General features: G+C 29.0%; 21 protein-coding genes. 14 read left to right on the top strand and 7 right to left on the bottom strand.

The annotated features are described in order from the left end of the window. Positions 1-2: 2 nt before the first annotated feature. The 8 genes from ligA to CLCT_RS07770 all read left to right on the top strand — a co-directional run bounded on the left by ligA (position 3) and on the right by CLCT_RS07770 (position 12,058). Positions 3-1,958, top strand: a complete 1,956-nt coding sequence (gene ligA, locus CLCT_RS03450) for an NAD-dependent DNA ligase LigA (protein ID WP_149062260.1) — start codon at positions 3-5, stop codon at positions 1,956-1,958. Then, positions 1,948-2,670, top strand: a complete 723-nt coding sequence (tlyA, locus tag CLCT_RS03455; RefSeq protein ID WP_149062776.1) for a 23S rRNA (cytidine-2'-O)-methyltransferase TlyA — start codon at positions 1,948-1,950, stop codon at positions 2,668-2,670. The genes ligA and tlyA overlap by 11 nt, the downstream gene beginning before the upstream one ends. Beyond that, positions 2,636-3,487: a bifunctional riboflavin kinase/FAD synthetase gene (locus CLCT_RS03460; RefSeq protein WP_039668307.1), complete on the top strand. Its 852-nt coding sequence runs from the start codon at positions 2,636-2,638 to the stop codon at positions 3,485-3,487. Before tlyA ends, CLCT_RS03460 begins: the two co-directional genes overlap by 35 nt. Continuing rightward, a complete protein-coding gene (cmoA, locus tag CLCT_RS03465) occupies positions 3,477-4,181 on the top strand; it encodes a carboxy-S-adenosyl-L-methionine synthase CmoA (protein WP_149062261.1) in 705 nt (234 codons plus the stop codon). Before CLCT_RS03460 ends, cmoA begins: the two co-directional genes overlap by 11 nt. 253 nt (positions 4,182-4,434) lie before the next feature. Then, positions 4,435-7,044, top strand: a complete 2,610-nt coding sequence (locus CLCT_RS03470; RefSeq protein WP_149062262.1) for a hypothetical protein — start codon at positions 4,435-4,437, stop codon at positions 7,042-7,044. 11 nt (positions 7,045-7,055) lie between these two features. Further along, positions 7,056-10,139: a two-partner secretion domain-containing protein gene (locus CLCT_RS03475; protein WP_170230432.1), complete on the top strand. Its 3,084-nt coding sequence runs from the start codon at positions 7,056-7,058 to the stop codon at positions 10,137-10,139. 120 nt (positions 10,140-10,259) lie between these two features. Then, entirely contained in the window at positions 10,260-11,900 is a 1,641-nt protein-coding gene (locus CLCT_RS03480) for a ShlB/FhaC/HecB family hemolysin secretion/activation protein (RefSeq protein WP_249040756.1), read from the top strand. A 23-nt stretch (positions 11,901-11,923) separates the two neighbouring features. Next, positions 11,924-12,058 carry a hypothetical protein gene (locus CLCT_RS07770; RefSeq protein ID WP_282958262.1) on the top strand — a complete coding sequence of 45 codons (135 nt, stop codon included), beginning with the start codon at positions 11,924-11,926 and terminating at the stop codon, positions 12,056-12,058. A gap of 31 nt (positions 12,059-12,089) precedes the next feature. Here CLCT_RS07770 and ychF read toward each other — a convergent pair whose 3' ends face one another. From ychF to rpiB, 6 genes are read right to left on the bottom strand one after another with little or no spacing between them, the layout of a single operon-like run. Then, a complete protein-coding gene (gene ychF, locus CLCT_RS03485; RefSeq protein WP_149062264.1) occupies positions 12,090-13,190 on the bottom strand; it encodes a redox-regulated ATPase YchF in 1,101 nt (366 codons plus the stop codon). Continuing rightward, positions 13,187-14,638 (bottom strand): leucyl aminopeptidase, encoded by a 1,452-nt coding sequence (locus CLCT_RS03490; protein ID WP_149062265.1) that lies wholly within the window; start codon positions 14,636-14,638, stop codon positions 13,187-13,189. The genes ychF and CLCT_RS03490 overlap by 4 nt, the downstream gene beginning before the upstream one ends. After that, positions 14,635-15,228: a DedA family protein gene (locus CLCT_RS03495; protein ID WP_039668313.1), complete on the bottom strand. Its 594-nt coding sequence runs from the start codon at positions 15,226-15,228 to the stop codon at positions 14,635-14,637. The genes CLCT_RS03490 and CLCT_RS03495 overlap by 4 nt, the downstream gene beginning before the upstream one ends. Position 15,229: 1 nt before the next feature. Continuing rightward, the gene (apt, locus tag CLCT_RS03500; RefSeq protein WP_371819228.1) at positions 15,230-15,775 is read right to left on the bottom strand and encodes an adenine phosphoribosyltransferase; all 546 of its coding nucleotides are present in this window, start codon (positions 15,773-15,775) and stop codon (positions 15,230-15,232) included. Next, positions 15,766-16,098 carry a hypothetical protein gene (locus tag CLCT_RS03505; protein WP_039668315.1) on the bottom strand — a complete coding sequence of 111 codons (333 nt, stop codon included), beginning with the start codon at positions 16,096-16,098 and terminating at the stop codon, positions 15,766-15,768. The genes apt and CLCT_RS03505 overlap by 10 nt, the downstream gene beginning before the upstream one ends. Beyond that, on the bottom strand, positions 16,095-16,532 hold the full coding sequence (gene rpiB / locus CLCT_RS03510) for a ribose 5-phosphate isomerase B (RefSeq protein ID WP_039668316.1): 438 nt from the start codon (positions 16,530-16,532) through the stop codon (positions 16,095-16,097). Before rpiB ends, CLCT_RS03505 begins: the two co-directional genes overlap by 4 nt. A gap of 138 nt (positions 16,533-16,670) precedes the next feature. Here rpiB and CLCT_RS03515 point away from each other — a divergent pair, with 138 nt between their 5' ends. Both CLCT_RS03515 and CLCT_RS03520 read left to right on the top strand, forming a co-directional pair. Continuing rightward, the gene (locus tag CLCT_RS03515; RefSeq protein ID WP_039668317.1) at positions 16,671-17,222 is read left to right on the top strand and encodes an MCP protein-glutamate methylesterase; all 552 of its coding nucleotides are present in this window, start codon (positions 16,671-16,673) and stop codon (positions 17,220-17,222) included. Between the two features lie 9 nt (positions 17,223-17,231). Continuing rightward, positions 17,232-18,014 carry a CheR family methyltransferase gene (locus tag CLCT_RS03520; RefSeq protein WP_039668318.1) on the top strand — a complete coding sequence of 261 codons (783 nt, stop codon included), beginning with the start codon at positions 17,232-17,234 and terminating at the stop codon, positions 18,012-18,014. On the opposite strand, the gene CLCT_RS03525 is transcribed toward CLCT_RS03520, so the two are convergent. Next, entirely contained in the window at positions 18,011-19,204 is a 1,194-nt protein-coding gene (locus CLCT_RS03525; RefSeq protein WP_039668319.1) for an MFS transporter, read from the bottom strand. The two genes, CLCT_RS03520 and CLCT_RS03525, sit on opposite strands and share 4 nt — an antisense overlap. A gap of 104 nt (positions 19,205-19,308) precedes the next feature. Here CLCT_RS03525 and CLCT_RS03530 point away from each other — a divergent pair, with 104 nt between their 5' ends. The 4 genes from CLCT_RS03530 to CLCT_RS03545 are packed head-to-tail and all read left to right on the top strand — an operon-like array spanning position 19,309 to position 23,983. Continuing rightward, entirely contained in the window at positions 19,309-20,355 is a 1,047-nt protein-coding gene (locus CLCT_RS03530; RefSeq protein ID WP_039668320.1) for a dehypoxanthine futalosine cyclase, read from the top strand. Further along, positions 20,355-21,575 carry a M16 family metallopeptidase gene (locus CLCT_RS03535; protein WP_149062266.1) on the top strand — a complete coding sequence of 407 codons (1,221 nt, stop codon included), beginning with the start codon at positions 20,355-20,357 and terminating at the stop codon, positions 21,573-21,575. The genes CLCT_RS03530 and CLCT_RS03535 overlap by 1 nt, the downstream gene beginning before the upstream one ends. Further along, complete coding sequence (recG, locus tag CLCT_RS03540; RefSeq protein WP_149062267.1) at positions 21,565-23,388, top strand: ATP-dependent DNA helicase RecG; 1,824 nt, start codon at positions 21,565-21,567, stop codon at positions 23,386-23,388. Before CLCT_RS03535 ends, recG begins: the two co-directional genes overlap by 11 nt. Next, on the top strand, positions 23,381-23,983 hold the full coding sequence (locus CLCT_RS03545; protein ID WP_149062268.1) for a Crp/Fnr family transcriptional regulator: 603 nt from the start codon (positions 23,381-23,383) through the stop codon (positions 23,981-23,983). Before recG ends, CLCT_RS03545 begins: the two co-directional genes overlap by 8 nt. Positions 23,984-23,986 lie beyond the last annotated feature (3 nt).

Raw genomic sequence — 23,986 nt, forward strand, 5'->3', positions numbered from 1 at the left:
TGATGACTTATCAAGAGTATTTAGAAAAGGTAAAATTAGCAAAAGAATGGATGAGGGCTTATTATGAAGACGATGAGCCTTTAGCAAGCGATGAAGAATATGATAAACTTATAAGAGAGTTAAAAGCATTTGAAACGCTTCATCAAGAAAAGATTTCTAAAGATTCTCCTACGCAAAATATCGCTCCTATTATACAAAGTGAATTTCACAAACTTGCACATAGTGCAAAAATGTGGTCTATGGAAGATGTTTTTGATGAAGCTGAGCTTAGAGCTTGGGCAAAAAGAGCTAAATGTGAGTTTGATTTTTTTATAGAGCCTAAGTTTGATGGAGCGAGTTTAAATCTTACTTATGAAAATGGTATTTTAATCAGTGGTGCTACAAGGGGCGATGGAGAAGTAGGCGAGGATATTACTTTAAATGTAAAAGAAATATCAAATATACCTCAAAAAATTCCTTATAAAAAAAAGATAGAAATTCGCGGTGAAGTAGTGATTTTAAAAGAAGATTTTGAAAAAATCAATGAAAAAAGAGCTAAAGATGGCTTGAGCTTATTTGCAAACCCACGCAACGCAGCAAGTGGCTCTTTAAGACAGCTTGATACAAGCATTACAAAAGAAAGAAATTTAAAATTTTATCCTTGGGGAGTAGGGGAGAATTCTTTAGAATTTAGCAAGCACTCTGAAGTGATGGAGTTTGTAAGAAGTCTTGGTTTTTTAAAAGATGATTTTGTTTTTTGTGTAAAAACTTTAGATGAGGTTTTAGAAAAATACCACGAGCTTTTAGAAAAAAGAGATCAAAAGCCTATGATGATGGATGGTATGGTTGTAAGAGTAGATGATTTAGCTCATTGTAAGCTTTTGGGTTATACCGTGAAATTTCCAAAATTTATGGCTGCGTTTAAATTTCCTGCTTTGGAAAAAACTACAACCTTACTGGGGGTTAATTTACAAGTTGGAAGAAGTGGGGTGATCACTCCTGTGGCAGTATTAGAACCTGTAAATTTAGATGGGGTTGTGGTAAAGTCTGCAACCTTGCATAATTTTGATGAGATAACTAGATTGGGAGTGATGATAGGCGATAGTGTAAGTGTGATAAGAAGCGGAGATGTCATACCCAAAATCACTAAAGTTTTTACTCAAAGGCGCGATGGCTTAGAAAGCCAAATTGCCAAACCAACTCTTTGTCCTGAGTGTTTAAGCGAGCTTTTAGATGAAGGTGCTTTTTTAAAATGTCAAAATTTAGACTGTAAAGCAAGACTTGTAAATTCTATCATACATTTTGTATCTAAAAAGTGTTTAAATATAGACGGCCTTGGAGAAAATATTGTAGAGCTTTTGTTTAAAGAAGGAAAAATCACTAATATAGAAAGCATATTTTTTTTAAAATATAGCGATTTTGAAGGCTTAGAAGGCTTTAAAGAGAAAAAAATCAACAACCTTCTAAGTGCCATTGAAAATGCAAAAAAATGCTCTTTATCAAGGTTTATCACTGCTTTGGGTATAGAGCATATTGGCGAAGTAGCAGCTAAAAAGCTAGCGCAATCTTTTGGCTTTGAATGGTTTATGCAAAGCTATGAAGCTTATTCAAATTTAGAAGGTTTTGGCGAGCAAATGGCTAAAAGCTTAGAAGAATTTACTCATGTCAATGCAAATCGTATTAAGCATTTTTATGAAATTTTACATTTAGAGGATGAGAAAAAAGAGCTTATTGTAAATGATAATATTTCTAATAAAACCTTTGTTATCACAGGAACTTTAAGTAAATCACGTGATTATTTTAAAGAGCTAATCGAAAGCTTTGGAGCGAAAGTAAGCTCTAGTGTATCTAAAAAAACTGACTTTGTATTATATGGAAGCGAAGCAGGCTCAAAGCTTGAAAAGGCTCAAAGCTTAGGGGTTAAATGTATTAATGAAGCTGAGTTTAATGCTCTTTTGGGCGGTGATGATGAGGTTTGATGTTTTTGTAAGTACAAAACTAAACATTTCTCGTAATAAAGCTTGTGAGCTTATAGAAAACAAGCAAATTTTACTCAATGGCGAGTTTAAAAAAACCTCTTTTAAAATCACTTGCCAAAATCCTTTAGAAGATGAGAGTTTAAAACTCACACTTTTAGAAGAGCTTTTTGTAAGCAGAGCTGCTTTTAAGCTCAAGCATTTTTTACAAGATCATACATTTGCTATAAAAGATAAAATTTGTTTAGATATAGGCTCATCGACTGGAGGCTTTGTGCAAATTTTACATCAAAATAATGCTAAACATATCACCGCTTTAGATGTGGGTTCTAATCAACTTCATGAAAGCTTAAGGAATTTAGAAAATATCCAAATTTGTGAAAATACCGATTTACGTGAGTTTAAAAGTGAAATTTTATATGATGTTATCACTTGCGATGTGAGTTTTATATCTTTAACGTATTTGATTTATCATATAGATAAACTTGCTAAAGATCTTATTATCTTGCTTTTTAAACCTCAATTTGAAGTAGGTAAAAACGTTAAGCGCGATAAAAATGGAGTAGTAAAAGATGCCAAAGCTATTAAAGTTGCCAAAGAAAGCTTTGAAAAAGCTTGTGCAAAGCTTGGCTGGATCTTACAAGCAAATCAAGAGTCACACTTAAAAGGAAAAGAAGGTAATGTTGAGTTTTTCTACGCTTATAGAAAAAACTAAGATCACAAATTTAGCCATAGGGCGTTTTGATGGTATGCATTTGGGACATTTTGAGCTTTTTAAGCATTTAGATGAAAATGGAGCTTTGTTTATCATTACTAAAGAGGAAAAAGAAACCCTAACGCCCAAGGATTTTAGAACAAATTTAGTTGATTTTCCTTTGATTTTTTGTGATTTTGATAAAATCAAAGATTATAAAGGTGAGGATTTTTTAAAACTTTTAAAGCAAGAATTTCCCAAGCTAGAAAAAATCATCGTAGGGTATGATTTTAAATTTGGCAAAGAAAGAAAATGTAGCGCCAAAGACATACAAAGCCTTTGTGGTATAAACACCATCATCGTAGATGAGTTTAAAATTCAAAACAAAAGTGTTCATACAAGTATGATTAAAACTTTACTCAAAGAAGCTAAAGTTAAAGAAGCTAAAAATTTCCTAGGTAGATTTTATGTTATACAAGCAAATATCATCAAAGGTCAAGGCATAGGCGCCAAAGAGCTTTTTGCAACTTTAAATTTATACACAAAAGACTTCTTTTTACCCAAAGATGGTGTATATGCGACTTTAGTAAAGATTGAAAATAAAAGTTATCATAGTGTAAGTTTTATAGGTATAAGATCTACTGATGAAAATTTTGCTTTAGAAACACATATTTTAGATGAAAATTTCACAAACACAAATGTAAAATCAGTGGAGTTAAATTTCATTGACTATATAAGATCTAATGAGAAATTTAATGACTTAGCTTTATTAAAAGCACAAATTAGTAAAGATATTAACAAAGCAAAGGAAATTTTAGGAAAATTAAATGAAAGATGAAATTTTTAAAAAACCCTTAGAAAAACAATTTGAATTTGATAAAAGTGTAGCAAGTGTTTTTGATGATATGGTGTCAAGATCTGTGCCTTTTTATACACAAAATTTAAAACTCATAGTCGAACTTATAGATCATTTTGCACCACAAAATGCGAGAATTTGTGATCTTGGTTGTTCTACGGCTAGTTTATTGCTTGCACTTTATGAAAAAAGAAAAGATTTTCTTTTAAGTGGGGTTGATGAGGCTAATGCTATGCTAGAGATTGCTAAAAGTAAATGCCAAGCCTTTGGTGCTAGGGTGGATTTTTATCAAAAAAATTTAGATGATTTTGAGTTTTTTATAAATGATGTTTTTATAGCTACTTATACTTTACAGTTTATCCGCCCACCTAAAAGACAAGAATTAGTTGATAAAATCTATCAAAACTTAAATGAAAATGGTATGTTTGTTCTTAGTGAAAAAATTCTTTATGAAGATGTCAAAATAGCTAAAAAAATGATACAAATTTATGAGCAATATAAATTAGAGCAAGGTTATAGTAAGCTAGAAATTTCAAGTAAAAGAGAAGCCTTAGAAAATATTCTCATACCTTATACTCAAAATGAAAACATAGCTATGCTTAAAAAGGCAGGATTTTCTAAAGTAGAAAGTGTCTTTAAATGGGTAAATTTTGAAACTTTCATAGCTTTTAAATAAGCTTATTTTATTTATATTTTACAATTGAAAATTTAAATATTTTCCAACACATAAACATAATTTCAGTACCTTAAAGCAAAAACTCAATAATTTAAGATACTTTTTCTCTTAAATTATACTTAAGCTTAAATTTATAAATAAAATAATAATATTCTTAGTATATTAATAGTTTGTTAGTAATTATTATTACTAATTCTAATGAGATAAATAATCAATCAATATATTAAATATTTTTTTGAAAGGACTTGTTTCAATGGATAAAAATATGTATAAAAAACACTCCACTGGGGGGGGGAACGATAATTTTCGTTTTTTAACTTCTTTAAAAAACTATAAATCCTCTAATCTTTTAAAACTTTCCTTATTTGCTATTTTTTCACTAAGTTCTTTAGAAGCTGCTACTGAAGCAGATTATGATAAAACTTCTAATACTTATATAATCAAAGAACATAAATTTAGTAATAATGATGTATATGATTATAATCTTAATGCTTACAAACTCTTAAGTGGTAAAAATTTTTATGGCCAAATGGCTAGCAATAAAAACCTTTCAAATATTACTTTAATTTATGATAATCCTAAAGATAAAGCTCATTCTAAAATGAATGATATGTATTTTAAACAAGACATACTTACACCAAGTATTAAAGAAGATATTTTTGTAGTTAATGGTTATCATAATTCTTATGCAGCTAATAATATCAATGCCTCTCAAATAAGTTATATACCTTTTTTAGTTTCTGCTTATACTTTCAATGCTAAAGCTAATAATAATACTTTGGTATTAAAAGCAGGAGAATTATCTTCAGTATATTATTTAAAACCTACAGATAAAGAAGTAGCTAATCCTCAAGCTAGTGGTTTGGATAATAAATATAATTTTTTAATCACTCCAGCTATAGCAAGAAAGGGTGAAGTAAATAACAATACATTAAATTTCTTAAAAGATGCCTATGTAAATATGGGTGTTGAAAATACTTATACCTTGCCTTTAAATGGCGCTCCTTATATTGTAGGTGCTTTTGGAATTGATGCTAATGCTAATAATAATAGTGTGATATTAAATAAGGGAGTAAGAATAGATTTTCATACTACTCCTTATAAACAAAGCTCTTTAGGTGCTAATATATTTGATGAAAGAATGACACATATTGTCGGTGCTATGGTATATAATGGTAATGCTAAAAATAATAAAGTGATCATTGATGGAGCTTCTTTATTAGTACATGGTCCAAGTGGAGCTTATTCTACTTCAGCTGCTACTCACTTAGCTGGAACTTTTGTAGATGTAAATAACAATCAAAGTTATGAAGTAAGTAATAATAGTGTATTGATTAATGATTTAAAACTAGATTTAAGAGTAGATACTAAAAATACCCCATTAGCTTATAATGCTATTTTACAAGGAGAAATTTATGGTGCTAAAATCATACAAGGAAATGCTTATAAAAATAATATAGATATAAAAAATCTCCAAACATTGCTCAACTTAAATGCTAATATTGAAGTAAGAGCTTTATTGGATTTATATGGGGGAGCTACCAGTAATGGTGTAGCTAATGATAATAATATTAATATTAACCTTCATGCTCCATTTGAAATCAATTCTAATCCGACTGGTAAAAATGAATTTAATCTTTATGGTGGAGTAGCAACAAAAGGTGCTAATAGAAATAATATTATTATTAAAGGTGATTTAACTCAAGATCTTATTGTTGAAAACTATCAAGATAAAATTCAAATTACAGCAGCAAAAACTCTAAGCTCTAAAGCAAATAATAATAGCATTGTTATTAAAAACTCAAATATCGCTATGCCTTTATATTTATATGGAGTAAGCAAAGCTACTTTAGATAATAAAGATTATTATGCAAGTAGTGCTAATGCTAATAGTATAGTTTTAGATAATGTAAAATCAGGTAGAAATCTAACCACTATTATAGAAGCTGATAATTTAGAAAAAAATACTATTAAATACAACATGGTGCAATCTTTATCAAATGCTTCTAATATTGATAAAGGTTCTAAAATTATTCTAAGAGCTAATCAAAGCGCAAATGATAATATTTTAAATATCAAAGATTATTCTTCTGCAGCACATGATAATGTTTATATTATTAAAGCTGAAGAAGAAAGCTCTAATAATGATTTTATATTTGATAATGTAACACTTGGAACAGCTTCTGATAAAAGAGAAGGTAGTGTAATTATTGTTGCTGGTATTTCTAAAAACACCCATGATAATTATATCCATATAAATAATTTAAATATAGATGAGTATAAAAATCAAGAAGCTATATTTATAGCTCCTTCGGCTACTTATAATATCAATGATAAAAGCTATAATAATACCTTATATTTAAGTGGTGATACTAATATCTTTAAAAATACAAATATTGATGTATTAGCAGGAAATATTTTATCTTTAAAAAATGAAAATTCTTTTAGCTATAAAGCTTTAGATCATAAAAACAACACCAATAATCATTTAATATTAAATACAAACATAAAAGCTAATATGGTAAATAACTTTGATCATTATAGTTTTATCTTAAAAGATAATGTTAAAACTTATCTAAGTACCAAAGAAAAAATAAATATAAGCAAAGAAAGTTCTATTAATATCTACACTAATAACAATGTAAAAAACAAAAGTTTTATCTTAATGCAAAGTGAAAAAGGCTTTGTAGATGAAAATAATAAGCATTTAAATCAAGAAGATTTACAAAGCTTATTAAATGTCTTAGTAAAAAACAATAAAAGCTTACACAAAAATATCAAAGCAAAAGTACAAAAAGCTAAATATACTCTAAGTGTAAGTAATGATGCAAAAAGCATAGTAGTAAATTTAAATAAAAACTAAAAGGATTAATGATGAAAACATACAAACTCTCAAATCATATAATACTTTCAGGTATAACAGTATCAATGCTTTTTTCTCCACTAATGGCTTTACCTAGTGGAGGTAAATTTACTCATGGAACTAGTGGAAGTATAAGTACTAGTGGTAATAATATGAATATTATGGGCAATGGAACAAACTCCGTCATACAATGGGGTGGAGGATTTAATATAGGCAAGAATGAGCAAGTAAACTTCAATGGCTCGAATAAAAACTACTTAAATATTGCTCATGGTACTAGTAAATCTACTATAGAAGGTATATTAAATGCAAGTGGCAATAATGTGTTTTTAATTAATCCTAATGGAGTAATCATTACTAAAACAGGAACCATTAACGCTAATCGCTTTGTAGCTTCAACTTCTTCTATGAGTGATGATAATATGAAAGCATTTGCCAACTTAAAAAGCTTTAATGAAGGTTTAAGCTTTTCACCTGTATTTAAAACACACAAAGCAGGTAATGTAGTAAATATGGGTAATATTAATGCAAATGATGTGTTGCTTATAGGAAATAAGGTAGATATACAAGGTGGCAAGTTAGGTAATGAAAAATCTAAAACACATTTAGTGGGGAATGAAGTTTTTGTGGATTTTGGAAAATCTATAATTCAGTCTGATTATAATTTTATTAGTGCTTTAGATAAATCTCATGTATATATTAGTTCTGTAGATTATTATAATAATGTAAATAAATACAATAAAGCTAACTTCGTAAAAGGAAATTATCTAACCAATGCAAAAAATATTGAAAAATTTGTCAGTATAGGAAGTGATATAGATTGGTGGCACTTTGCAAAAGGTTGGAATGAAAACGAACAATTTAGAAATACCGCCAATGAATATCGATTGATAAATTCTATAGACTTTGGTGGTAATCAAGGTAAAAACTATGCTAATTATTGTATAGATGGTCTTGGTTGTACTTCTATGATAGTAGGAAATGGATATGATTGGAATTATTTAAAATCTTTTGATAAATCTTTTGATGGACAAGGTTATACTTTAAAAAATATCAATATAGATACTACTGTATTATCTTCTGATAAAAATATGAATGTTGGTTTATTTGGAAGCTCAAAAGGAGCAGTATTTAAAAATATAAATATTGATTATATGAATGGTTCTATAAAATCTAATGGAGAATATGTTGGGGGTTTTGTTGGCAAAATAGATTATATTGGTAATATTACAAATATATCTTTAAGTAATATTAGTAGTATTGTTAATAACAATAATACTATTAATGACAATTCTACTTATAGTAGTTCTTTTGTTGGTGGGTTTGCTGGATATATTTCTACTATTGTGGAGAATGTTAAATTAAATAATATTGGCAAAATTATTGGAAATAGTAATAATAAAAATATAGAAATTTATGTTGGTGGGTTTGCTGGATTAAGCGATCAATCTATTATTAAAAATGTTATTTTAAGTAATATAAATGAAATTAGTGGTAGCAGTGATAATAAAAATGGAGGAGTTAATGTTGGAGGATTTTTAGGAAGACAAGATAATGGTAGTATAAGTAATGTTACTATAAATCATATAAATAATATTAGTGGAAATGGTCATGATAATTTTGCTTATGTTGGAGGCTTCGCAGGTGTTGTAGAATATGCTAACGCAAGTAATATTGTTTTAAATCACATAGATAGCATAAGTAGTAATGGTGATAGTGTACATACTATGTATGGATCTTCTTATGCTGGAGGCTTTGCGGGTGCTGTTGTTTATGGAGATATAAAAAATATTATCATTAATGATATTAAAAATATTTATGCTAGTGGTGTTATTGATTATAAAGTTTTTTCAGGAGGTTTTGCGGGAGGGATCTTAGATCCTTGGGGTTCTTATTATCCTAAATCAAATATCGAAAATATATATATGTTTTTTCATCCCAAAGCGAAAATAAATAATAATGGAAAATTTATAGCAGATATATTTTCATTTGCTATTAGTGGTGTTCATACTTTTAATAATATCCATGTTTATCATAAAGCTGGAGAATTAGCAAATAATATTGATAATCAAGGTTTTTGGCAAGGAAATAGAGTTATCCACACATATACCAATACAAATTCAGGTTATACTGATTTTGAAAATAAAGTATCAGCAGAGTTAGATAAAGATGGATTGCATAAAGATAAAAATGGAAATTTAGTTTTTGCAAAAGATTTTGATATTAATTCTCCATCTAAACCTACTACCGACCCTGATGTTGTTTTAGAAAGTGATGATGTAATTAGTGCAAATGATTTAAATAAATGGCTTGATGAAATATACAATGGAACATATTGGATAGATATTAAAGATCTTAAATTACAAGGTGTTTCAGAAGAAATACAACAAAGCATTGCCTTTTTAGAAGCTTTATATGGACAAAGCGGTATGCAAGATATATTGGAAAAATTTAGTACAGATTATAAAAAAGCTAGTGATAAATTTAATACTTTCAATAAAAATAAGACAGAGCTTTTACTATTTATCAATACCCAATTAAAAGATTTAGTTAATGCTACAAATGATAAATTAAATATATTGCTTGCTAAACAAAAAGAACTTGATACACTTATTAAAGCTTACAATAACTATGTAGCATTGATTAATAAGGGATTGGCAAATGAAAGCGATCCAGAATTTATTACACTAAAAAATCAAATCAATACTTTAATGAGTGAAAGTGATGTATTAGCTAGTGAAATAGGATTAAATCAAAACACTTTAAAATTATGGCAAGATAAAGCTAGTAAAGATTCTAATGGTCACTTTAAAATTATTGGTGCTTTTGCAAATGTTATTTTAAACACTAACCCAAAACTAGATCAAATCACAGAAGAAGGTGGGGGCGGAGAAGATCCAAATAAACCAGAACTTCCTGATAATGATTTAGAATTTGAGCAAACTGCTTCTTTCAACTTAATAGGTGATGAAACTGTAGAAGAAGAAAAAGAAGAAAAAGAAGTAGAAGAAACAGCAATGATGCAAAAAAATAGAACTTGTATAGTAAGTGATAATTTTAAAACTATGAATCCTTGTGCTGTTGGAGGATTATAAAATACTTTGCTAGGATAGCTATATCCTAGCAAAATAAAAAAGTTTATATCAAACAATATTTCATCATTTAATAACAAAACAAATTAATAAAAACTATAAATACAAAAAGGATTAATCATCATGAAAAAATTCTTACTTAGTACCATAGCAATTAGTTCTTTAATCTATGCTAATGAAGGAAGTATTACTATAACTAAAAATGATATGGAAAAGATTATAGAATTATCTCCTGATAGAAATATTCCACAAAACAAAGCCATTAAAGAAAATCTAAAAACTAAACAAGATTATGAAAAAACAAAGGAAGCTAAAAAAGACTTTGAAGAAAAAAAGAAAGCTCTAAAAGAAAAATTCAAACAAGAAGATAAAGCCAACTCTAATGCAACTAGCAATAATCTTACCAACTCAAACAATCAAACCAATATCAACACAAATGATACTAAAAAGATTATAACTAAGTATAAATTTGTTATTGTTAATAAAGATACTAGCTTTGGAAAACTAGGTATTAATGAGCAAGATTTACAAAACCTAGTTAGTGATTTTAGTGCTAGAAAATTTAGCTTACAAGATTTACAAGATATATCCAATATTATTGCATATTATTTCCAAGTTAATGGCTATCCTGCTGCAACAGCTTATGTGCCACAACAAGAATTTGAAGATAGTGTGCAAATAAATATAGCCTTAGGAACATTAGGTAAGTATATAATAAAAAATAAAACTACTATAAAAGATCATTTTATAGAAAGTAAACTTAATGAAAGAATTAAAGGTAAGATTATCTCTACTAAATTAATAGAAGATAGTGTATATAAAGTCAATGAAATGTATGGAGTACAAACCCTAGCAGGTTTACAAGCAGGAGAGAATGTGGGAGAAACTGATGTAGTAATAGAAGTAGAACCTGATACTAAAGCTAATGTATTATTATATGCTGATAATTATGGCATTGAAAGTGCGGGTAATATAAGAGCTGGTATTAGTATGGGATTTAATTCTATATTTAATATGGGTGATTATTATAATTTTTACCTACAATCAAGTAATGAAAAACAAGTTAACTATGGAGCTAATTATACTTTCTTTTTAGGTAATTTAAAAGTTACTCCAAGTATATCTCAAGGATCTTATTCTTTAGGTGATAAATATAAGGATGCTGGGTTTTATGGTACTTCTAAAAATTTCGGTATAGATTTTTCTTATCCTGTATGGATTAATACTTATTCATCTTTATACTTTACTTCTAGTATATATCATAAAGAACTTAGTGATACAAGTGGAGGTTTTTTAACATTTGATAAAAGTTCTAATGTTGGAAGTATGGGTTTAGAAGGTTTATTTAGAGGATTTGAAAATAATACCTTAAGTTATAGTGTTAAGGTTAGTATAGGTAAGGTAAGCGATGATGGCACTAAAATAGGTGGTTTAATTCTTGATACAAATAGTAAAGGCTTTGGCTGGTTTAGAAAACTCAATGCTAGTGTGAATAATTATTATAGTATTAATGAGTATATTACTCATACTTTAAATATAAACTATCAAAAGGTATTAGGAAATTTTGAATTAGATTCTTCTGAGAGTTCATCTTTAGGTGGTGCTTATGGAGTAAGAGCTTATGATAATGGTGAGGGTGATGGAGATAATACCATAGTGGCCAACTTTGGTATAAGAATAAATATACCAAATACTAATTTTTATTTTACACCTTTTTATGATATAGGGTATGCTTGGTATGAAAAAGACTCAGGGATAGATTAGCAGATGAACATTTTTTAGATGCAGTGGGTTTACAAATACTTTATAATAAAACTAATGAATATTACATAAAGCTTGATGGGGCAAGAGCGTTACATCAATATAAATATGATGATGATTATAGAATGAAATTGTATTTAAGTGGTGGGGTGTATTTTTGAGATTGCAAGCTAAAATAGCTTGCAATTTGAATTAAATATTAAATCTAAAATGCATTACATCACCATCTTGTACGATATAATCTTTTCCTTCAAGACGTAGTTTTCCTGCTTCTTTGGCACCACTTTCGCCTTTACAAGCGATATAATCTTCATAAGAAATCACTTCAGCTTTGATAAAACCTTTTTCAAAATCATTATGGATCACGCTTGCTGCTTTTGGTGCTTTCCAACCTCTTTGTATAGTCCATGATCTCACTTCTATTTGACCTGCGGTAAAATAACTAATTAGATTAAGTTTTGAAAATGCTGTGCGTATAACCACCTCAAGTCCACTACGTTCAATCCCTAAAGATTTTAAAAACTCAAAATGTTCCTCATCGCTTAAAGCTATCATTTCCTCTTCTATTTTAGAGCAAAGTTTGATAACCTCATGACCTGATTTTGCTGCAAATTCTTTGAGGTTTTTTACAAATTCATTATCTTCTAAAAGGGAATTTTCGTCTACATTTGCTCCATATATCACTTCCTTAGCTGAAAGCAATCTTAGTTCTTTTATAAGAGCATGATAAACTTCGTTTTTATTTGGAAATGAGCTTGCACTGTTATTTTGATTTAAATACTCTAAAAGTTCATTAGCTAAAGCTAGACTTTCTTTTGCACCTTTTTCGTTAGCTTTTGCACCTTTGGTGAGTTTTTCTATTTTTTTACTAAGTTGCTCTATATCTGCTAATATAAGCTCTGTTTCTATGATTTGCACATCACGCACAGGGTCAACACTACCTGCAACATGGGTGATATTTTCATCATCAAAACAACGAACAATATGCAAAATCATCTCAGTTTCGCGTATGTTAGATAAAAATTTATTACCCAAACCCTCGCCTTTGCTAGCTCCTGCTACTAAGCCTGCTATATCAACAAATTCTATATTTGAACGTATGATTTTTTGTGGATTAACAATTTTTGCTAACTCTTTTAAACGATGATCAGGTACAGGTACGACTGCTTTGTTTGGCTCTATGGTGCAAAATGGATAGTTTGCACTTTCTGCATTTTGTGCTCTTGTTAGTGCGTTAAAAGTGGTAGATTTTCCGACATTTGGAAGTCCTACTATACCAACTGATAAACTCATTTTTTATTCCTTGAAAGATAAAGTAAATATGAAAGACACATTCTAACACCTGCTCCACTTGCACCAAAGCTATGATAACCCCAAGCTTTTTCTAAGTAGGCTGGCCCTGCGATATCTAAATGTAGCCATTTGTCTTTGTATTCTTCTCTAATGAAAGAATTTAAAAATAATCCCGCTGTAATAGCCCCGCCATAACGACTTGAAGAGGTATTACTAACATCTGCTATATTTGATTTTATAAGCTCTTTTAAGTGTGGATTAAAATGTAAAATGGTGGTCAAATCTCCACTTTTTTTACTTACTTTGAAAAAATCATTTTGCAAATCTTCATTATTTCCCATAATAGCACTTGTGTATTCTCCAAGTCCTACTACGCAAGCTCCAGTTAGAGTAGCAAGATCTATTAATAAATCAGGTTTTAGATCTTGAGCAAACGAAAGACAATCTGCTAAAACTAATCTTCCTTCTGCATCAGTATTTCTAACCTCTATGCTCACACCTTCTCTTGAAATAAGCACATCATCAGGCTTGTAAGCATTTCCACCTATCATGTTTTCAGTTACACCTATGATAGAATGTACTTCTATATCAAGGTTTAATTCACTCGCACCTTTGATGACAGCCATTGCAGCTGCACCACCACTTTTGTCAGATTTCATCGTTAGCATGTAATCAGCAGGTTTTAAACTAAGCCCACCACTATCATAAGTTAGTCCTTTGCCTACAAACACTACTTTCATTTTTGGATTTTGTGGTTTGTATGAAAGATGAATGAGTTTTGGAGGATGGATTGATGCACGATTTACTGCTAAAAATGCTTGCATTTTTTCTTGTTCTAAAAAATCGCTCTCGTAAATTTTACATGAGATCTTGTAGTCATTTTGACTTAAATTAATTGCGTCTTCAGCCATTTTTGCAGGGGTATAAATTTGAGGAATTTCATTAACAATATTTTTTGCAAAATTACAAGCATTTGAAAAAACCTGACCATAGTTGATACCTATGAAAGCTTCTTCTAGGTTATATGTTTTGTTATTAATTTCATCTTTTGAGATGAAAATATTCTCTAACTTACTCTGTGTTTTTTCTTTTTTGTATTTATCAAACTCATAAGCTCCAAAAGTAAATCCTTGAACCATGGCATTAAAACTATTTACTACGCATGTTCCTACAACACTCTTTGTTTTAACACTTTGAATTTCAAGTTTTTTTAAAGCTTTATAAGCATTTGCAAAAGTAAGTCTTATATCTTCATATTCTAAACTTTTAAGTTCGCTATAAAGAATTTTATTTTGCATATCTATGCAAATTCCTTCACCTTTATAGTTTGAAAGCTTAAAAAGTTCTTGACTTTGAGTGTATTTCTCTATCTTTTTATCTTGTATTAAAATAATTTCAAAGTCAGCATTTATAGAATTTATAGTTTCTTCTTTAAAATTAAAAATCATTTATGTTCCCTTTTTCTAAGTATTGATTTTTCTATTTGTTTCATACCTAAAAATAAAGCAAGTAAAAAACAAGCAATAATAGGCACTGCAAAATACCAGTGATCTCCAGCCCATTCCACTGCAAGCCAAATTTGTTTTCCAAAAAACCATGCAAGTAAAATGGTTATGGCAGCCCAAGCCCAAGCACTAATGAGATTAATAAATGCAAATTTTTTCGCACTATAGCGTGTTAGTCCTATGCTCATAGGTATAATAGTTCTAAAGCCATACATATATCTTTGTATGAAAATAATAGGCCAGCCAAAACGCTGCAAGAGTAAATGTGCTATAGCAAATTTACGTCTTTGAGTACGAAGTTTTTTTTGGATATATTTTTTATTGTATCTTCCTATATAAAAATATATTTGATCACCTACAAAACCACCCAAACCCGCTACAAAGATGATAAGTCCTAAATTTACATGGCCTTCATGCGCAAAAATACCTGCTAAAATAAGCGCAAGTTCTCCCTCAAGTATGCACCATAAAAACACGATGATATAAGCCCAGTTTTTATAATCATACAAAAGTTGTTTTAAAAATTCTTCCATTTTATACCTCTAAAATACTATAAACAGAAGTTAATTTAGCTAATTCTTTAGCCCCATCAAGATCTTTTAATTCTAGTAAAAAACAAGCTTCAACGCATTTTGCATTGAGTTTTTCTATGAGTTTAACAGCAGCGATAGCCGTGCCACCTGTGGCGATAAGATCATCTATGAGCAAAACATTTGCTTTTTGATTATTAAATGCATCGATATGAATTTCTATGGTATCACTACCATATTCTAAGCTATAAGATTCTTGTAAGCATTTTGAAGGTAATTTACCTGGTTTTCTAATAGGCACAAAAGGTAGTTTTAATCTAGCGCTTAGCGCAGCTCCAAAAATAAAACCTCTACTTTCTATACCAACGATATAATCAAGCTTTGCATTTTGGTATTTTTCAACTAAATGATCCATTAAAAATGCAAACGCTTCTTTGTTGTTTAATAAAGTAGTGATATCTCTAAAGACAATTCCTTCTTTTGGAAAATCCTTAATAGCTCTAATGCTATCTAATAGGTATTTTTTATCTTGTTTTTTTATCATAGTAATGCCTCGATTTTTGCTTCTAATTCTTTGATTCTTTGTCTTAACTTTTCATTTTCGATACGATATTGTGAATTTCTTGTTCTAAGAGAGGTTAAGTCCGCTTTGCTTTTGTTTAATTCCTCAGTTAAAATGTCAATATTACCCAAACTTCTTTGAAGTTGTACTTGTAATTTTCTAATGACTATTTCAGTATCATCAAGATTATTTTTTATGAATTCTTTTGCTATTTTTTCTTTATGGAGTAAGGTTTTGTAATAAAGTAACATAATAGTCATATAAATACTAACACAAATTAATACAGTTAATACAAGCCAACTTAAAATCATAATTTTGCCTCTATTTTACTAATTCGCACGCAATGTCTTCCACCGCTAAAAGAAGTATTAATGAAATTTGAGATGATTTCAAAAGCCATATCTACTCCGGTTAGTCTAGCTCCTAAGGCTAAAACATTTGCATCGTTATGTTCTCTTGAGAGTTTAGCACTTAAAGGTTCGTTACATAAAGCACAGCGTATGTTTGTATGGCGATTTGCTGCTATACTCATACCAATACCTGATCCACACACTAAAATTCCAAAACTATTTTCATCAATTTTAGAGCTTAATAAATGCGCATAATCAGGATAATCACAGCGATCATTGCTAAAAGGACCTAAGTCTTCAAAGCTTATATTCTTTTCTTGTAAAAAATTGATAATTTCTTGCTTTAAAATAAAGCCAGCATGATCACTTGCTATGTAAATTTTTTCTCTTAACATTTAATAATCACTTATCATTTGAAATTTAAAGTATTAATTTTATCATATTTAATTAAAATTTTTCTTTCTTGTATATAATTATTTTTTATATTTTCAAATATTTAATTTGATATAATAATATTAAACTTAAGGTAAAAAATGAAGCTTATTTTGATTGGTTCTTCAACTGGCGGTCCAAGCCAACTAAAGTTTTTACTAAATGATATAGAACTTAAAGATTGTGCGGTAGTGATTGCTCAACATATGAACCCGGCTTTTATTCCTTCTTTTGTAAATCAATTCAACAAAGAAGCATTAAGTGATGTCATCATACCAAATGATAAAGAAGTGTTAAAAAATAAAATTTATATTTGTCAAAGAAATATGGTTTTAAGTGGAAATAATGCTTTGGTATTAAATACCACAGAGCAAATAAGTAGTTTTAATCCAGGAATTGATGTTTTGTTTCATTCAGCTGTAAATCTTTGCAAATATCATAAAATTTTAGCTTTGATTATGACAGGAATGGGTGATGATGGTGCTAAATCTTTATTTGAGCTTTATAAGGTTGGTGTGAGATGTTTATGTGAAAATGAAGCAGATTCTATAGTATATGGAATGCCAAAAAAAGCTAGAGATACTAATCCAAATTTAAAACCTATGAGTTTAATAGAGCTCAAAAAAGAAATAATAAATTTTATCAAATCATAGGATGGAAAGATGATAAAAATTACAGAAAATGAAATGAGTGATTTTATAAAAATAGTAGAGCAAATAAGTGGAAACAATCTTAATACCAAAAAAGATATTTTATCTATAAAACTACCTAAATTTTTACAAGAATTAGGTTTAAGTAGTCTTAGTGAATTAAATGAAAAAGTACAGTTTCAAAGAAATTTAAAGCAAGAAACTATGGATTTTATTACCGTTTGTGAGACATATTTTTTTAGAGAATTAGAACAATTAAAAGATGTAATTTTTTATATAAAATCTCTTGATCGGCCTGTAAATGTGCTTTGTGCTCCATGTTCAAGTGGTGAAGAAGTGTATTCTTTGGCTATTTTAGCAAGCGAAAATTTTGTTAAAGGTATGAATATAGTTGGTATAGACATTAATAAAAAAATGATAGATAAATGCAATGAAATGTTATATTCAGAGCGCTCAGTAGCTAGATTAAACACTATGCAAAAAACACGTTATTTTGATGTAAAAGATAGGATGTATCAGCTTAAAAAAGAAACCTTAGCTTGTAGATGTCGTTTTGAGCTTTGTAATGTTTTTGATGATTCTTTATTTAAACTTGGGAAATTTGATGTGATTTTTTCAAGAAATATGATGATTTATTTTGATCAAGATTTCAAAATAAGACTAATGGAGCGTTTCCATAGGATATTAAACAGAGAGGGTAGAATATACCCAGGGAAATCAGATCTTGTACCTGAAACAGCGTATTTTGAAAAAAACTTTTCAGCGGGTGGAGTTTATTATTCTAAGGTGGATTAATTATATTTTTTATTAAACCACCACCAATAAATCCCCGCAAAGATAAAACACACTCCTAATCCAAAAGTAAAATGACTTAATTTTACTCCATAAAATTCAAATAAATATCCTGTTGAAAAAGCAATAATTGCACTAAAAGTTAAATACACCATATCATTATAGGCAATCACTCTACCATAGTATCTTTTATCGCAATCATTTTGCAAAAGTGTGTAAGTATAGCTCCATAAAGATGAAGTGCAAAAACCTGCCATTACTAAGCCTATAAAGGCAAGATAAAAGTTAAATTGCAAACAAGCCCAAAGCATTATACCTATACCTTGTGCTAAGTATAAATATACTAAAGTATTTTTGTTAATATAAGGACTAAGTATATAAGGCCCTATGAGTAAAGATATGGCTCTTATAGCATTAGAAAGCCCTATGGCTAGAGGTATAGAAATAACTTTTGCGTATTCATATTCAGCTAAAAGAGTGATTAAAACATCATAAGCAGTTATACCTACAACTCCATGAAGTAAAATCAAATGAATGATTTTTTTATTGTTAAATACATAAACTAAACCTTCTTTGATTAGTATAAAAAGATTGTTTTGCGTGGTGTTTTTTTCATCAGGTAAGATTAAAGTTTTAAGTATAAGCATAGCACAAAATAGCATTAAAGTATCGGCTATAAAGGCTGGTTTTACTCCAAAAAGATCTATAAAAAGTCCTGCTGCACCCATACCCAAAGCATATGATACAGCCCATATAATACTATGAAGCTCATTGCCTAGTTTTAATTCTTGTGGGGTTAAAATTTTAGGTAAAACTGACATTTCTGTTTGAAAATACATACTTGCAACCGCCATGCGCACAAAGGTTAAAAAGTATAAAAACCAAAGCATAGCTAAAGAATTTACAAAAATTAGCATAAAAATAGAAATCATCTCAACACTAATCATTGTTAGTAATAAATTTTTGGGTTTAAATCTATCTACTATAACTCCATTTATAGGTGCAAGTATAATAGAAGGTAAAAAAACAAAAATGGCTGAAAAACCTATGATATTTGCAGGTGCTTGTAGCTCTTTGGTTAAGAGAGTAAAAACACCTACTTGAGAAAACCATGCACCAAAATAACTTATAAATTGTACCATTGCTAAAAGGCGAAAAGTTTTATTATTTTTAAGTAAAGACCTATAAGTCATGAACATCCTATGAATATATGAAATTAAAGGGCTTGATTATATCGTTTTTAAGATTATTTTACATTTAAATGCTATAATAATTCTTTTTATAAAAAAGGTTAATAATGAATAGATTGAGCAAAAAAGAAGCATTGAATTTACTTCAAAATGCACCTTTATATGAACTAGGCGCAATGGCATATGAGAAAAAATTAGAGCTTCATCCTGAAAAAATAACTACTTTTGTGGTGGATAGAAATATAAATTATACAAATATTTGCTGTATTGATTGTGATTTTTGTGCTTTTTGTAGAAAAGAAAAAGATGATGATTCTTATATTTTAAAATACGAAGAAATAGGGCAAAAAATAGAAGAGTTGCAAGCCATAGGTGGAACGCAAATTTTATTTCAAGGTGGGGTACACCCAAAACTTAAAATAGAATGGTATGAAGATTTACTTTCTTATATAAAAACTAATTATCCTACTATTACTGTGCATGGTTTTTCAGCAGTAGAGATAGCTTATATAGCAAGAGTTTCTAAAATTTCTATAGAAGAGGTTTTAAAAAGATTACAAGCCAAAGGACTTTTTTCTATACCTGGAGCAGGTGCTGAAGTATTAAGCGATAGGGTAAGAGATATCATCGCGCCACACAAATGTGACACAACTACTTGGCTTAGGGTGCATGAGAGTGCGCATAATATAGGTATGAAAAGTACTGCTACTATGATGTTTGGTACGGTTGAAAATGATGAGGAAATCATCGAGCATTTTGATCATTTAAGAAATTTACAAGATAAAACATATGGCTTTAGAGCTTTTATTTTATGGTCATTTCAAAGTGAGAATACTCCTCTGATTAAAAAACATCCTGAAATCATCAAGCAAAGCTCTAATAGGTATTTAAGATTGCTAGCTTTGGCAAGATTATATTTGGATAATTTTAAAAATTTACAAAGTTCATGGGTAACACAAGGCTCTTTGATAGGCCAACTTGCTTTAAAATTTGGTGCAAATGATTTAGGTTCAACCATGATGGAAGAAAATGTTGTAGCTGCAGCTGGTGCAAAATACAGAATGAATCAAGAACAAATGATAGAACTTATCAAAGATATAGGAGAATTACCTGCTAAACGCGATACAGCTTATAATATCTTAGAAAGGTTTTAATGATAAATTTAGACTTTAATGAAACTAAAATAGGCATAATATATGAGTATGATAATGAGCTTCCTGTGGTATTTTTTAAGCTTATTTTTAAAAATAGTGGAAAAATAGCAGAAAAACACAATAGAGGTTGTGCAAGTATGCTTGCTAGGCTTTTAAACGAAGGAAGCAGTGATGAGTTTTTTAGAAGCTTAGAATACCGTGCTATAGAGCTTTATGCTAAGGCTAGCTTTGAGCATTTTCAAATTAGTATTAAATGCCTGAAAGAACATTTTGATTTTGCTTTAGAAAAATTACAAGAATTATTTTTAAATGTGCGTTTTGATGAAAAAATCTTGCAAAGATTAAAAACTTTAGCCTTGGGTGAACTTGCAAGTTTAAATACTGATTATGATTATCAAGCAAAAAGACTTTTAAATAAAAATGTTTTTAAAGATGAAATTTTTGCTAGTGGTCTTGATGGGACTAAAGAAAGCATAGAAAAGATTAACTTAAAAGAATTGCAAGATTTTATGAGTGAAAATTTAGTACTTGATAATGCTTTATTTGTTTTTGGTGGAGATATCAAAGAAGATGAAGTAAAGATTAAAGTAGAAAAAATTTGCCAAATTTTAAAAAAAAATACCCCAAATCAAAACAAAAATTACAAACTCATTGATGAGAGTATAGAAGTAAGCGAGCAAAAAAGCACCGAGCAAGCTTATATATACTTTTGTTCTCCATTTGATATACAAATTAATGATGAGAAAATGTATTTAGCTAAACTTGCTTTATTTATCTTGGGTCAAGGTGGTTTTGGTTCGCGTTTGATGGAAGAAGTGCGTGTAAAAAGAGGCTTGGCATATTCAGCATATGCTATGCTTGATGTAAATTTAAATTATAGTAGAGTTTTTGGGTATTTGCAAACTAAAAATGAAAGTTCTAATGAGGCTAAAACTTTAGTTAAAGAAGTTTTTAAAAACTTTGTCCAAAATGGAGTAAATGATAAAGAATTTCAACTAGCTAAACAATTTTTAGTAGGTTCTATGCCTTTAAGATATGAAAGCTTGGCCAAAAGACTAGATATAATGCTAAATGAATATTTACATGGTTTAAAACTTGGAAATTTAAAAGAAGAAATGCAAAAGATTAAAAACACTACTTTAAATGAGTTAAATGACTTTATTAAAGCACATAGTGAAATTATCAAAGTGAGTTTTGCAAGCATAGAAAATGAAAGTTGAAGAAAAGGATTTAAAACTACTTCATGCTTTAGGGGTTAAAAATTGTATTGATTTGGCTTTGATTTTACCTAAAAAATTTGATGATTTTAGAATTTCAAAGTTTCCAAAAGATACATTTTGTACTCAAAATGTAAAAATTATTAGCACGCAAAATCATCACTCTCAGCTTTTTATACTTTGCGAATGTTTAGAATGGGGTATAAAAGCAAATATAGTAATTTTTCATCCTAATAAATGGCATTTTAAAATTTTTAAGTATAATGCTTTAATTTGTATCCATGCAAAGATGAATTTTTTTAATGGAATTTGGCAGTTTATAAACCCAAAAATAGTAAAAAATATAGGTCAAATAGTCCCTAAATATCAAATTAGCTCTATTAAAGATGAAAGCATAAAAAAACTTATCTTAAAATATGTCAATGAAGCTAATTTAAAAGCGCTAAATTTAGAACAAAAATATATTAATTTACTTTTGAATTTACATAATTATAATGATTTAACTCTTTATGAAAATTTTAATGTTATAATTAAAGACTTAAAATATATAGAAATTTTTAATCATCTAAGGCGTTTAAAGGGTAAAAAAATATCACAAAATGCTTATAAAATAGAACTTTTTGATATAAGCCCTTGGCTTAAAGGTTTAGAATTTAGCCCTACAAATGATCAGCTTTTAGCAATAGAAGATATTAAAAAAGACTTACAAAATAAAGTCGTTAAAAGGCGTGTGGTAATGGGTGATGTGGGTTGTGGTAAGACTTTGGTTATACTTGCTGCAAGCTTGCTAGTATATCCTAAAAAGGCTATTTTAATGGCTCCAACTAGTATATTAGCAGAGCAAATTTATCATGAAGCAAAAAGACTTTTACCTAATTTTGTTAATGTATTACTTTTAAAAGGTGGTAAAAAAGATAAAGATTTAGCAAAATTAAAAGAACAAGCTCATTTTATCATAGGTACACATGCACTCATTTATCAAGAAGAATTTGAAGCAGTTTTAGTGATGATAGATGAGCAACACCGTTTTGGTTCTAATCAAAGACAAAAAATAAGCGAGCTTAGTAAAAACTCTCAATATGCTCCACATATCGTGCAATTTTCTGCTACACCTATACCAAGAACACTTTCTATGATACAAAGTGAGCTTGTAAATTTTAGTTTTATTAAACAAATGCCTTTTAAAAAAGACATTAAAACTTTTTGTATACAAGATAAAGATTTTAAATATTTGCTTAAAAAAATCGACGATGAGTTAGCTAAAAATCACCAAGCAATTATCATTTATCCTTTGGTAAATGAAAGTGAAAATATAGACTATTTATCACTAGAACAAGCACAAGGATACTGGATAAATAAATACAAAAATGTTTATATAACCCATGGAAAAGATAAAAATAAAGAACAAATTTTACAAGAATTTAGAGAAAAAGGCACGATTTTGCTTTCTACGACCGTGGTTGAAGTGGGGATTTCTTTGCCAAGACTTAGTGTGATTGTTATTGTTGGAGCTGAAAGACTCGGGCTTGCTACCTTACATCAGCTTCGAGGTAGGGTAGGTAGAGTAGGGCTTGAGAGCTTTTGTTATTTATATACTAGGCAAAAAGAAATTCCAAGTCGTTTGCTTGAATTTGCTAAAACTTTAGATGGATTTAAAATAGCTGAACTTGATTTAAAAAATAGGCTAAGTGGGGACTTGCTAGATGGTAGAGTACAGCATGGAAATCATTTTAAATTTTTTGATTTTACGGATGATGAAGAGCTAGTTTTAAAAGCAAAAGAAAGTATCAAAAATATGGAAAAAGAAAATGGATAAACACTTTGAAATTTTAATTTCTAAAGGCAAGAAAAAACATTTCAACAAAGGGAATATTTTATTTTTTCAAGGTGAAAAAGCAAGTAAAATTTATATTTTACTAAGTGGAAAAGTGCGTATATATAAGGTTAATGTAAAAGGTTTTGAATTGACACTTCATACTTTAACTCCGGTAAATTTTATAGCTGAAATGCCTGTGTTTGAAGGCATTAATTACCCAGCTAATGCAATTTGTGAACAAGATTGTGAAATTTGTGTTTTTGATTTTGATGAATTTAGAAAATTATGCTTGGAAAATGGAGAATTTAGCTTTTTGCTTTTGACTTCTTTAATCGGCAAAATTCGAATTTTAGAAAATTTCATCAGACAAAAATCTTTGGATTTAAAGTCAAGATTGGTTAGCTTTTTACTAGAAAACGAAGAAAAATTGCAAAATTTAAAACAAAAAGAAATCGCTGTGATTTTAAATTTACCTCCAGAATCTTTGTCACGTTTTTTAAAAGAATTAAAACAAAATGAGCTTATTTGCACAAATAAAGGTAAAATAGTAATTTTAAATAAAGAAAAAATGCAAAATTTAATTAAGTCTTTTTAAGTC

The sequence above is a fragment of the Campylobacter lari subsp. concheus genome, from assembly GCF_008245025.1.
Classification (GTDB): Bacteria; Campylobacterota; Campylobacteria; order Campylobacterales; family Campylobacteraceae; genus Campylobacter_D; species Campylobacter_D concheus.